This window comes from Kordiimonas laminariae, from assembly GCF_023008165.1.
Taxonomy (GTDB): Bacteria; Pseudomonadota; Alphaproteobacteria; order Sphingomonadales; family Kordiimonadaceae; genus Kordiimonas; species Kordiimonas laminariae.
Map to the genome: position 1 here is coordinate 91,348 of NZ_JAKQZA010000002.1, position 12,631 is coordinate 103,978.

A 12,631-nucleotide genomic window follows, 5' to 3' on the forward strand; every position below is an offset into this window, starting at 1 on the left:
TCCAGTGAAACTAAAAACGGTTATCGCCATCAAGAATATTACCAATACCGCCAAGAAGTGAGCCCTCACCACGGTCCTGACCGCCCATTTGCGGCGCTGATGCCCAGATGCGACCTGCAAGACGGCTAAACGGCAAACTCTGCAACCAGACTTTTCCTGGTCCCTGAAGACGCGCGAAGAACACCCCTTCACCACCAAAGATCATGGATTTAATACCGCCTACGCGCTCAATATCCATATCTACGTCCGCTGTCATAGCCGCAAGGCAGCCAGTATCAACATGCAGAACTTCACCCGGCTTCAACTCGCGTTCAATAACAGTGCCACCCACATGCACAAACGCCCAACCATCGCCATCAAGACGCTGCATGATAAAGCCTTCACCGCCAAACAGGCCTGTCATAATTTTTTGCTGGAAATGGATACCTACTTGAACACCACGTGCAGCAGCAAGAAACGCATCTTTTTGGCAAATTAAGCGCCCACCATATTCGTCAAGCTTAATGGGAAGAATACTACCGGGATAGGGAGAAGCAAATGCCACACGCGCTTTCCCCGCACCTTCATGAGTGAATACAGTGGTAAACAGGCTTTCTCCGGTAAGGAGGCGCTTACCTGCACCAAGAAGCTTGCCCATAAAGCCACCTTCTTGGCCAGAGCCATCACCAAACACAGCGCTCATGCCAATATATTGGTCCTTGAACATCATGGCCCCTGCTTCCGCGATTGCAGATTCGCCCGGATCAAGTTCAATTTCCACAAACTGCATTTCCGAGCCTTTGATTTCAAAATCAATGTCATCGGAAACACTAGTATTCCTGGCGTGGCGTGAAACTCGAACTTCTGGAACATGCATGCTCATAATTTTCCCCTCATGCTGGCGTAATCTTCAAATTATTGTTGAAGCGCTTGACCTTACATTTAATCACGCGCACCCTTATATAAAGAAGTAACTAAATTTGAAATTTCAAGAGTGGAGCAACCTGCCATGAAAGGCATTTGGGCGCTAATTAAATCTATTGGTAAATTTATTCAGGGGCTGGGCTCACTTGCTGTAGGCCTGTTTGTATTAATTATTCTTGCTGTAGCAATTGGAGTGAACCAACCAGAAAAACTCCCTAACGTCCCTGACGGCGCTGTTCTGGTACTTGCACCAAGTGGTGTTATTGTAGAGCAAACCGCACTACCAGACCCATTTGCCGCGGCACTTCCACAATACAACAACCAACCGCCACAGGTAAGTATCCACGATATTACAACAGCGCTAAAACGTGCCAAAAGCGATGACCGTATTGCCGCTCTTGCAATATTAACAGATTCACTTTGGGGTGCTGGCCCAAGCCACTTACATACAATTGCTGGCGCTATTGGTGATTTCAAAGAAAGCGGCAAGAAGGTTTATGCTATTTCCACCGCTTACAGCCAATCGGCCTACCTACTCGCTGCTCAAGCTGATAAAGTTTACCTGAATCCAGCGGGCAACGTGCTGCTCTCCGGTTACGGTTCTTACCCAATATACTTCAAGAGCATGCTGGATAAAATTGGTGCTACAGTGAATGTATTCCGTGTGGGTACATATAAAGCGGCAGTTGAACCATTTATCCGTGATGATATGTCACCTGCTGCTAAAGAAGCTAATCTCGCGTTCCTTGGTGGTCTCTGGGACCAATATACATCTTCTGTTGAAAATGCTCGCAACATGGAAGCTGGTGCTATTCAGGCAAGTTTTGAAAACCTTGCAACAGATTTTGCTGCTGTAAATGGTAACTTTGGTGAATACGCAAAACAGCAAAACCTCGTTGATGAACTCGCTGCACGCATCACATGGCGTGATGCGCTGGCTGAAGAGTTTGGCTATAATGATAATGGTTCCAGCTTTAACCAGATCCATTACCGTAGCTATCTTTCTGCCACTCAAGGCATGAGAGAAACCTCCAAAAACAAAATCGCTGTGATTACAGCTCAAGGCAACATCGTTATGGGCGAAGGCCCTGTACAAGTTGCAGCGGCTGAAACGATTGTTGATTACATCCGCTCTGCCCGTGAGAACAGCAACACCAAAGCTATAGTTCTTCGTGTAGACAGCCCTGGAGGCTCTGCGTTTGCTTCCGAGCTTATTCGTCAGGAACTAGCGGTAGCGCAAGAGCAAGGTATCAAGGTTATTGCCTCAATGGGTCCGGTTGCGGCCTCTGGTGGTTACTGGATTTCGGCAACAGCAGATGAAATCTGGGCGGCACCGAGCACAATTACTGGTTCAATCGGTATTTTCGGCATGCTGCCAACTTATGAAAACACACTGGATAAAATCGGCGTTCACTCAGACGGCGTTGGCACAACACCACTTGCAAGCGGCTTTAGCCCAACCCGTGCTTTGAACGATACAACGAAAATGCTTATTCAGGGTTCTATTGAAAATGGTTATGACGAATTCTTAAGCCTTGTGGCTCGTGGCCGTAACATGAGCAAAGAAGATGTAGATAAGATCGCCCAAGGCCGTGTATGGATTGGTGAAACAGCCAAGGAACTCGGTCTGGTTGACCATCTTGGTGGTTTTGATGATGCTGTTAAAGCAGCTGCGGCAGCTGCTGGCGTTGATGATTATGAAGTTGCTTTCTACCGGGAGAAAATCGATCCATTCGATCAACTGCTTCTCGATATGCTGAATTCAACGGTTGGTATTGACGGCATTGGTAATGGGCAAACATCTACCATCACCAAGCTTCTTCAGAAAACCGAAGGCCTTCAGGAAAGCGTTGAATTCCTGACAACACTCAACGATCCGCAAAACCGTTATGTAGTTTGTATGACATGTGAGGTACGCCAATGACATCCGACGTAACTAAAACTGATGAAGAGTGGCGTGAAGAGCTAACACCGGAAGAGTATCAGGTTTGCAGATGCGGGGGCACAGAGCCCCCCTTCTCTGGCAAATACTGGAACACGAAGGATGATGGCATCTATCACTGCACTGCATGTGATGCCCCACTTTTTGATAGCGAGACCAAGTATGATAGCGGCTCTGGCTGGCCAAGCTTTTGGGCTGGTATTGAAAGCGGTGCGATTACAGAGAAACGAGATACAAGCCACGGCATGATCCGTACGGAAATTACATGTGCTAAATGTGATAGTCATTTAGGCCATGTTTTTCCTGATGGTCCCCAGCCCACAGGCCTTCGTTACTGTACGAATTCCGCATCTTTAAATTTGAAACCAAAATCGTAGCGTTTCACAAATTCGAACACAGGTTCCCGATTTAGTTCTCTACAGAGATTAAAATCAAACACCTATCTTTGCCTCAAGCGAACAAAAGCTAAGAGGCAAAGATCATGACACACACTAAACTTCTACGCATCGATAGCAGCGCCCGTACTGAGGCATCCATAAGCCGTATGCTTGCAGATAAGCTGATCGATCACCTTTCACCAGCAACCGTAATCAGCAGAGATGTGGCAGGCACAATGCCCTTCATTGATGAAAGCTGGGTTGGCGCAAACTTCACTCCCCCTGAAGACCGTACAGATGAGCAGAAGGAAAGACTGACTTTCTCCGATGAACTCATCTCGGAATTGAAAGCTGCTGATACCATCGTTATTTCATCTCCAGCTTATAATTTCAGCGTTCCAGCAAGCCTGAAGGCATGGATTGATCTGGTATGCCGTGCAGGCGTTACATTTCGTTATACGGAAAACGGCCCTGAAGGCCTTCTGGAACAAGGCAAGAAAGCTTATATCGTGTTTGCATCTGGCGGCACGCCTGCTGGTGCGGATTATGATTATGCAACATCATACCTGAAGCACATTATGGGTTTCATCGGTATTTATGATGTAACCATCGTCGCCGCTGACCAACTTGGTCAGAACGCAGACGAGAAAATTGAAGCCGCTATGAAAACAATCACAGAGATAACAGCGTAATCCTATCTTACACCGGGCAGTAGCTTTCCCCTATTCTCCTCCTTAGAGCTGCTGCCTGTCTCTATAGATCTTTTAAACCTTCAAAAATAGCTGCGCTCAGCCCCACCATCATCAGTAGGGTATAACTCACCCATATAAAGCCCGCTTTAAAAAAGGCGCGTAACCAGCCTTGGTTCTGCCCTACCTTCAATGAAATAATCAGATAAAGCGACGCCCCCCACCAGAAGAGCATAAAACCAGATTCGCCACCAAAAACAGGGACCACCACAATTAAGGCTGAGAACAGTAGGAAAAGGAAGCTGTGGAAATGCAAAGAGAAAACAAGCTGGTGAATATAGACCCGCTTTTTGCCCCAGTGGAAAAAACGAAGGATCAGCGCGAAAAGCGGCACCATCACAAATAGGGTCTTTGGCAGCCATTCGTTAAACAGATCATTAAACCGTCTTGGTTCTTTTAGTGCACGAGCCAGCCCCCTCACTACCTCTTTTGCGGTATCGGAATTATCATCACTACTCAGGAATTTATCCAAATCTTCCTGCTTAATGCCTTCATATTCCTCATCCGGCTTGTGCACAAACATGCGTACAGATACATAATAGGGAAACTTATCCCCAAAAATATCCAGATCGCTTTCACCTTGCGCAACGCGAACACGTTCTTCCGCTTCTTCAATTTGATCTTTAGCTCCCAACAGGGCTTCGCGCACCTTGGCTTTATCCTCATCAGACATTTCCACCGGCAAATCGGCTATCTGCCGTTCAATATCGTTCAGAGTTTCATCAAATTTCTGATCTCTGCGGCTCTGCCCCTTAACTCCCTCCTTGAAACCCTGAAGGAATTCACCAACCATCGTCTGGCTTTCTTCGTCTTCAGGCTTAGTTGAAGCAGCCTCAGGCTCAGTTTTCGCAGGTACAGTTTTACTTTTTTCGCCTTCCTCACTTTTTGGCTCGTAATTATTAAAGCCTGTCACCAGATCATCGATCGCAGATCTGTTCTTCCCATCATCCTGCACTGTAGGCGGCGGTGGTGTATCGGGCGTGTTTCCTTCGGAGTTTTCAGAAACTACGGGCGTTTCAGGCGGGGCATCTTTTGCCGTCAACTTGATATCGAGGATCAGAATATCAAACAGCCAAAGAATGGCGAAAAACATGATCGAAACGGAAAGGTAGAGCCGAAGCGGCGGCACAAAACGCGCCCTTCGCCCCATACTGTAGGCACGCGTTAATCCCCCCGGCACCAGAAGGATAAGGAAGATACTTTTGATCAACCTGCTATCAGCAGAGAAAACATTATCCAGAAGCTCACGGAAAAAGGTCCAGATAGGGCGACGAAGATCATCATCCTTTTGCCCGCATATATGGCAAAACGGCCCCGTGAGCGGAACCTTACAGTTCATACAGCTTTGGCCTGCACCTTTTTTATCTTCTTCGATAACACGGTATGACTGCTGTGTATCACGTTCGCTGCGCAAGCGTTTACGTCTTAACTCAATGGACCATTTTCGAAAAATAGAAAACATCGCTGATACCCCTCTAAAGCCTTATATATCATAAGAAAAAGAGAGGTCCAGCATTTCAAACTGCTTGGGTGCTATGCTTAACCAGCACGCCCAAGCGCCTGATCAGATACAAACGGGTTGCTTTGTCGCTCTGCTCCAAATGTGGAAAGCGGGCCATGCCCCGGTACAAATGTAACGTCGTTACCAAGCGGCCAAAGCTTGGTTGTAATTGCTGTGATCAAGGTCTGCAAATCGCCACGAGGGAAATCTGTGCGGCCGATCGACCCTTGGAACAACACATCGCCAACGAAGGCAACTTTGTGGGCTTCATTATAGAAAACCACATGCCCTGGTGTATGCCCTGGCGTGAAAATAACTTTCAGAGTTTGGTTGCCAACCTGAATTTCTTCTCCGTCATCAAGCCACTGATCCGGTGTACAGCAGCGCAAGCCCGCCATGCCGTAATTGGCAGCATGTTCTTCAATCTGATCAAGCCAGAATTTATCTTCCTTATGCGGCCCAATGATCGGCAAATTAAGCTTTTCCTTGATGTCAGCCGCACCGCCAGCGTGGTCCAGGTGCCCATGGGTAAGTAGCAGCTTGGTAAGTTTCACACCCAATTTTTCAACATGTGCCAGCAGTTTTTCGTGATCTCCACCCGGGTCCACGAGTGCGCCTTCCATGGTTTCATCGCACCAGATAATGCTGCAATTCTGTGAGAAAGACGTTACGGGAATAATCTGAGCTTTAAGCATGACATACCTTAATAAACTGTTGGCCTTGGTGGCTAAAATAAAGCCTGATGTAAAAAAGAAAAGCCTTGCTGATAAAAATCTCGATGATACACAGGTTGATATATAGGTTAAGGGAAATTTATGAATCGTCTTTTTGCATTCATCGCTGTGTTTTTACTGGCAAGCTGCAGTGTCGTTACACTGCCAATTAAGGTTGCTACCAAAACTGTTGAAACGGCCGTAGACGTTACAGCTACAACAGTTGATATCATCACACCTGATGGCGACGATGATGATGATAAAGAAGACAAAGAAGGTAAATCTCAAGAGCACCTTCGCCCATGAGCCGCATATACGATATCAGCCAACGCATCAGGCCTGGTATTCCTGTTTGGCCCGGAGATCGTGAATTCTCATTAACGCGCACCTGGAACATCGATTCAGAAAGCCCGGTGAACGTGAGCGAGATAACCCTGTCAACACACACGGGCACACATGCCGATGCCCGGCTTCATTTTGATGATAATGGGGCGGACTGTGCGGACACCAACCTAGCGCCTTATCTTGGCCCAGCTTACGTTCTTGATCTGTCTGACAAAATAAACAGCCGAGTAGAACCAGAGCATCTTCAGGCGCTTCCTAAAACTGTGGACCGCGTTCTAGTAAAACTGTTTAAAGAGTTCCCTCACGACGGTTGGAAACCAGATTTTCCAGCAATCAGCCCAGACGCAATTGCCTTACTCGCCGAAAAAGGCTGTCAGCTCATTGGTACCGATGTGCCCTCGCTTGATCCACAGGAAAGCAAAACACTGGATGCTCACTTTGCTGTTGATAAAACTGGTATGGCAATCCTTGAAGGTTTGGTGTTAGACGATGTGCCAGAAGGTCTTTATGAACTGATTGCCTTGCCGCTTAAAATTGAAGGAGCAGACGGCAGCCCTGTAAGAGCTATCCTTAGAACCCTTTAAGCATCTCTTCGGTAATATAGGGTACTCTCCGCCGAAATCTTGATCCCCCCAACCCAGCGTTCAAGAGGAATAGTCCAGCCAGCGACTTCAGCACCCTCCTCTAAAAGCTTCTCGCCTTTTTCAGAAAGCTTGAACCGTTTTGCAGGCCAATCTTTTGCTGCTTCCGTTTCTTCTACAAGACCGCCGGCAATAAGAGACTGGAACTCATACCAGAACATCATATCCCCAAGATACGGTAATGGTTCCACCTCAAGCATCAGCTTGCGGAACACATTCCCGACCGAAGCAGGCTCTTCCTGCAAAATCTGTAAACTAAGTTCCTCCGTTAAGCTCAGCAGACGGGTTTTATCTGGAAGTTGTTGCAGGTGACGCTTCAAGGCCCCTTGCATTTCAGGAATGATCGCGGCCTCTTCCCCAATAATGTCTTCCAAAACAGCTGGGGCAGACTGCATTACAGCGTTCCAAACCCTGCTTCCATATTCAAACTGCGCCGTACGCACCTGCTTGCGTTCCTGCCAGACAGCTTTCAGGTCATCCGGTGAAAGCTGACCAAGGCCAATGAAACGAGGCTTTATGTCATACTCACTCACAAGAATAAGCTGTACAGGCGGAATAGCTCGTCCATTCAAGGTAGAAAGAAGCTTAGCCAGAATAAGCTGGTCATAGCTATCATGCTCAAACCAAAGGATAATCTCTTCATACTTCGAAAGATCATTCAGTGCATGATATTGGCCTTTAAGCTGCTTAAGCGCTTGCTCCGTATCCACGCCAAACGCCTCTTTAATGAAGCCTGCCCGCGCATTGAGGAACTTATCTTCACCAGCATCCAGTACAGGTCCCTGGCAGAGAGGATCGGAAAACTCAAGAAAAGCCCCAACAAAACCAGCTTTCTCAAGGCCTTGCTTAATATCTGAGCCACACCGGATATGAAGTGTCTTTTCGCTGTCGAGCATATATTTTCCCCTTGTGTTCAAGGCATAAGAACAAAAATGCCCAATAGTGTAAACCGCTTAGAAGCTTTTAAGGGAGATAAGCATACACAAACGCTTTTCAATCAAGTTTCCTTGAATTGTAGCCTCTAATCTGAAGTATTGTTGCTTGAAATCCGTGATAGGTTTATGCCTGACTATAGCTATAACTAACCATATCGGCGCAGATATATATTGGTTATGTCTGCATCAGGGGGAGAGGGACCAAATGAAATTCCAAACAATGGGGATGCTAACTGCCATCACAGCACTGCTGGCAGCATGCGACGCACCAGAACAAAAAGAAAAGTCACCAGAGACCGAAACGGTTGAGGTGGCAGCTAAACCAGTTATTGAGCCTTGGGGTTATCCGCTTAATGCTCTGGATAAAAGCACCCGCCCGCAAGACGATTTATATCAATTTGCAAACGGTGGATGGCTTGCATCGACAGAAATTCCAGGTGACCGCAGCGGCGTTGGTTTTTCCCAGATCATGCGCGACCGGAACGATGAACGCATTAAATCAATCATCGCTGATTTCCAAAGTGCAGAAGTTGCGGCAGGTAGCGATGGCCAAAAGATTCGTGACCTATACGCCGCCTATATGGATATCGCGGCAATCAATGCTGCGGGCATGAAACCACTATTACCTCTGCTTGGCGAAATCGAAGCTGCAACAAACCATGACGATATCGCTCGGGCAATGATGGCGCCAGCGCTTGGTGCTCGGTCATTGTTTGGTATTTTCGTAGGCATTGATAGCAAAGACCCTAATAACTATACGGTAAGCGCCAGTCATGCTGGAACGGCCTTACCTGACAAAAGTTACTATGAACGTGATAGCGAACGCCTAACCGCTTTGCGTGCGTCTTACGTCGACTATATGGAAAAGGTTTTCACCCGTCTTGGCGACGCTGACCCTCGCGCAAAAGCCGAAGCAGTTTTCAATCTGGAAAAAGCGATTGCCTCGAACCACTGGTCTCGCGCAGAGCGCCGCAATGCTGACCGTACCTATAACCCTTTCACTATTGATGAACTAGCTGCATATGCCCCGGGTTTCCCATGGCAGGTTGCTGTCGACAGCTACGGTGTTGGCAACACGAATAAAATTGTTGTTCGGGAAAAAGAAGCATTTCCACCGATGGCAGAGCTTTTTGCTGCTACGACAGTAGATCTGTGGAAAGATTATCTACGCTTCCATCTCGTAGCATCAAATGCACAGTATTTATCTGACGAAATTGCTGACGAAAGATTTGCTTTTTTCGGAACGGTACTCAGAGGCCAGAAAGCGCAGCGCCCACGGGATGAAAGAGCCATTGCCTTTGTGAACAACTTCCTCAACCAGGCTGTTGGGAAAATCTATATTGAGCGTTTCTTCCCTGAAGAATCTAAAGCGCTTGTGCGCGAAATGTTCGAAAACATCCGCCTTGAGCTTGGCGAACGCATTGATAATCTTACATGGATGACAGATGACACCAAAGCCGCGGCACGTACAAAACTTGCCAAAATGAACGCGAAAATCGCGTATCCAGAAGTTTGGCGTGATTACAGCGCATGGACAGTATCTCCAGCAAATCTATTTGGCGATATTCAGGCTTACCGGCAGTTTGACCATGAACAGGACATTGCGCGCCTTGGTAAAACTGTAGACAAACGCGAATGGTTTAGCGGTCCGCAAACTGTAAATGCATTCTACAGCCCATCCCGAAATGAAGCCTTTATTCCGGCGGGTTATATCCAATCCCCATTGTTCGACCCTAACGCGGACCCAGCGCTGAACTATGGTGCTCTGGGCAGTATCATTGGTCATGAAATTGGACACGGTTTTGATGATCAGGGCTCTAAGTATGATGGTGACGGCGTACTGCAGGCTTGGTGGTCTGAAGAAGACCGTGCAGCATTTAACACACTCGGTGATGGTTTTGCAGAACAGTTCAGCCAGTATGAGCCTATTGAAGGACTGCATGTAAACGGCCGCCAAACACTTGGGGAAAACATAGGTGATCTCGCAGGTATGATCGTTGCGTATCATGCCTGGGAACGTTCGCTGGATGGCAAGGACCCAGCGGTGCTAGATGGCTTTACCGGACCACAACGTTTCTTTATGGGCCGCGCGCAAGGACGCCGCTATAAACGTACCGAAGAAAGCTTGAGACAGCGCCTCCTGTCAGCGCCTCATAGCCCAATGTACCTGAGGGTGAACGGCATGGCGCGCAACATGGATGAGTTCCATGAAGCCTTCGGCGTCAAGCCCGGAGATAAGATGTGGCTGGCCCCTGAGGACCGCGTGAAAATTTGGTAAATCCGGTTTTATAATCAGCAAAGAATGCCTCGTATAATATACATATGGGGCATTTTTTATGTCGAAGAACAGAAGCGCTGCACTCCAAAAACAAAAAAGGCTCAGTAGCGAACTACTGAGCCTTTAACTGGCTGGGGCGGCAGGATTCGAACCTGCGCATGCCGATACCAAAAACCGGTGCCTTACCGCTTGGCGACGCCCCATCAGGGTGTGACGCGGGTTTTATAGAAACCCTACCTACCTGTAAAGACCTTTTTGCACTTTTTTTAATTTTTCTTACAAAACCATATAGGGCCTTATTATTGCTGGTAAAAACATCGCCATTGTGGCAATTATTTAGGAGATAAATTCCTTTGCTGGAGCAGAAAATGACAATTCTGGTTACAGGCGTAGCAGGCTTTATTGGCATGCATGTAGCAAAAGCCCTTTTAGATAAAGGGGAAAGCGTATTGGGAATCGATAACCTCAATGATTATTACGACCCCGCCCTTAAAAACGCCCGTCTTCAGCAGCTTGATGACTATCCAGCCTTTACCTTTAAATACTGCGATTTCGCGAATAATGAACGTTTAATAGAGGCGACATCAGACGTAAAATTAAAAGCTGTTATCCACTTAGGCGCACAAGCTGGTGTTCGTTATTCTATTGATAATCCGGCAGCTTATATCCAGTCCAACCTCGTTGGACATGCCAACATCCTTGAAGTATGCCGACATTCAGACAGCCTTGATCATCTGGTATATGCAAGTTCCAGCAGCGTCTATGGCGGCAATACCAAACTGCCCTTCTCGGTTGATGATCCCGTTGATACACCTGTTTCCCTGTACGCTGCTACAAAACGCGCCGATGAGATTTTAAGCCAAAGCTACGCGCACCTCTATGGCCTGCCGCAAACCGGCTTACGTTTCTTCACTGTATACGGCCCTTGGGGGCGCCCGGATATGGCACTATGGTTATTCACAGAAGCAATCCTGAACGGCAAGCCTATCAGAGTGTTTAATCACGGCGATATGGCCCGCGACTTCACCTATATTGATGATATTGTTGGTGGAATTTTAAGTACCTTAGAAAAACCACCAGTGGCAGGCAGTCAAAATGCTTTTGGCGGCAGCGCACCCCATAAAATATACAATATCGGCAACAATAAACCTGAGCCGCTACTAGATATGATTAGCGTGCTTGAAGAAGCCTTGGGCACAAAGGCAGAAAAACAGTTTGAACCAATGCAGGCTGGTGATGTGAAAGAAACATTTGCTGATACATCTGCCCTTGAAGCAGATGTTGGTTTCAAAGCTTCAACCCCCATCAGCGTAGGCATTCCAAACTTTGTTGATTGGTATAAGGGGTATCACCAACTTTAGGAGTGAAGTTGGTCTACCATGGTCCACCAATTGCGGTCGTACATCCGAATAATTTGTTCAGCATCTTTCGCCACATTTAAATCACTGAATAGAGCAAAGCAGGTAGCACCGCTACCAGACATTGCTACATAGTCAGCTGTATTCAGCGAGGTTAGCTTTTCCAACACTCTTGAAACTTCCACACACAATTTTTCAGCAGGCTTTTGCAGGGTGTTTTGAGACTGTTCAAACAGGAAGGGCTCAAACTTCTCGCCTTCGAACACACCACTACTTCCAATGGACGTATCAAAATCATCACCAGAGGCATGAAATGCTTTAAAGATTTCAGGTGTGGACACTCCCACACCCGGATTTACGAGGAGAACAGTATAAGGTTTCGGTAGTGAAACCTGTTCCACATTCTCGCCAATACCTGTAACATAAAGAGGATGCGGATATAAACATGCTGGTACATCAGCCCCGAGAGTAAGCGCTATATCTTCCAGATGTTTGCGCTCAAACCCACATTTCCAATATTCATTCAAGGCAATAAGTGTTGCTGCGGCATCTGCTGAGCCGCCACCTATTCCAGCCGCTACAGGAAGGTTCTTTTCTAATTCAATCTCAAGGTTAGCCTCGAGCCCGACTTCTTTAGCAAAAGCCCGTGCGGCCCGAACCACCAGATTCTCTTGATCACCGCCTGCGCTCGTAAGCACACCTGCAAACGGGCCCGTTATTTTAAAGCTTAAATGTTCAGCTTCTGAGATACGGATCACATCACCTTGCTGCGTGAAAGCAAACAAACTCTCCAGCAGATGATATCCATCATCCCGCCGCCCAACAATATGCAAAAACAGGTTAATTTTTGCAGGTGCAGAAACCTCAATCATTTCCCGCATGCATGTTC

12 protein-coding genes and 1 tRNA gene are annotated in these 12,631 nt (G+C 47.2%); 7 read left to right on the plus strand and 6 right to left on the minus strand.

Translation table 11 applies throughout. The annotated features are described in order from the left end of the window. Positions 1-10: 10 nt before the first annotated feature. On the minus strand, positions 11-862 hold the full coding sequence (locus MF542_RS03845; RefSeq protein WP_247016153.1) for a TIGR00266 family protein: 852 nt from the start codon (positions 860-862) through the stop codon (positions 11-13). 126 nt (positions 863-988) lie between these two features. Between MF542_RS03845 and sppA the strand changes: the two genes are divergently transcribed. The 3 genes from sppA (at position 989) to MF542_RS03860 (ending at position 3,914) form a co-directional block, all read left to right on the plus strand. Then, positions 989-2,827, plus strand: a complete 1,839-nt coding sequence (gene sppA, locus MF542_RS03850) for a signal peptide peptidase SppA (protein WP_247016155.1) — start codon at positions 989-991, stop codon at positions 2,825-2,827. Continuing rightward, a complete protein-coding gene (gene msrB / locus MF542_RS03855; protein ID WP_247016157.1) occupies positions 2,824-3,222 on the plus strand; it encodes a peptide-methionine (R)-S-oxide reductase MsrB in 399 nt (132 codons plus the stop codon). Before sppA ends, msrB begins: the two co-directional genes overlap by 4 nt. Before the next feature lie 104 nt (positions 3,223-3,326). Then, entirely contained in the window at positions 3,327-3,914 is a 588-nt protein-coding gene (locus MF542_RS03860) for an FMN-dependent NADH-azoreductase (protein ID WP_247016159.1), read from the plus strand. 61 nt (positions 3,915-3,975) lie between these two features. Here MF542_RS03860 and MF542_RS03865 read toward each other — a convergent pair whose 3' ends face one another. Together MF542_RS03865 and MF542_RS03870 are read right to left on the minus strand one after the other, a co-directional pair. Further along, a complete protein-coding gene (locus MF542_RS03865) occupies positions 3,976-5,433 on the minus strand; it encodes a DUF3667 domain-containing protein (RefSeq protein WP_247016161.1) in 1,458 nt (485 codons plus the stop codon). Positions 5,434-5,510: 77 nt separating this feature from the next. Continuing rightward, positions 5,511-6,167: an MBL fold metallo-hydrolase gene (locus MF542_RS03870; RefSeq protein ID WP_247016163.1), complete on the minus strand. Its 657-nt coding sequence runs from the start codon at positions 6,165-6,167 to the stop codon at positions 5,511-5,513. Between the two features lie 120 nt (positions 6,168-6,287). Here MF542_RS03870 and MF542_RS03875 point away from each other — a divergent pair, with 120 nt between their 5' ends. Both MF542_RS03875 and kynB read left to right on the plus strand, forming a co-directional pair. After that, positions 6,288-6,491, plus strand: a complete 204-nt coding sequence (locus MF542_RS03875; RefSeq protein ID WP_247016165.1) for an NF038104 family lipoprotein — start codon at positions 6,288-6,290, stop codon at positions 6,489-6,491. Beyond that, complete coding sequence (gene kynB / locus MF542_RS03880; RefSeq protein ID WP_247016166.1) at positions 6,488-7,114, plus strand: arylformamidase; 627 nt, start codon at positions 6,488-6,490, stop codon at positions 7,112-7,114. The genes MF542_RS03875 and kynB overlap by 4 nt, the downstream gene beginning before the upstream one ends. Here the strand turns inward: kynB and MF542_RS03885 are convergent. Then, positions 7,111-8,067 (minus strand): DUF1835 domain-containing protein, encoded by a 957-nt coding sequence (locus MF542_RS03885; RefSeq protein WP_247016168.1) that lies wholly within the window; start codon positions 8,065-8,067, stop codon positions 7,111-7,113. The genes kynB and MF542_RS03885 overlap by 4 nt on opposite strands. 244 nt (positions 8,068-8,311) lie before the next feature. On the opposite strand from MF542_RS03885, the gene MF542_RS03890 reads away from it, so the two are divergent. Continuing rightward, the gene (locus MF542_RS03890) at positions 8,312-10,384 is read left to right on the plus strand and encodes a M13 family metallopeptidase (RefSeq protein ID WP_247016170.1); all 2,073 of its coding nucleotides are present in this window, start codon (positions 8,312-8,314) and stop codon (positions 10,382-10,384) included. A 128-nt stretch (positions 10,385-10,512) separates the two neighbouring features. Here the strand turns inward: MF542_RS03890 and MF542_RS03895 are convergent. Further along, a tRNA-Gln gene (locus MF542_RS03895) sits at positions 10,513-10,587 on the minus strand. A gap of 165 nt (positions 10,588-10,752) precedes the next feature. On the opposite strand from MF542_RS03895, the gene MF542_RS03900 reads away from it, so the two are divergent. After that, on the plus strand, positions 10,753-11,745 hold the full coding sequence (locus tag MF542_RS03900) for an NAD-dependent epimerase/dehydratase family protein (RefSeq protein WP_247016173.1): 993 nt from the start codon (positions 10,753-10,755) through the stop codon (positions 11,743-11,745). On the opposite strand, the gene MF542_RS03905 is transcribed toward MF542_RS03900, so the two are convergent. Then, a complete protein-coding gene (locus tag MF542_RS03905; protein ID WP_247016175.1) occupies positions 11,742-12,623 on the minus strand; it encodes a 4-(cytidine 5'-diphospho)-2-C-methyl-D-erythritol kinase in 882 nt (293 codons plus the stop codon). The genes MF542_RS03900 and MF542_RS03905 overlap by 4 nt on opposite strands. Positions 12,624-12,631: the final 8 nt, after the last annotated feature.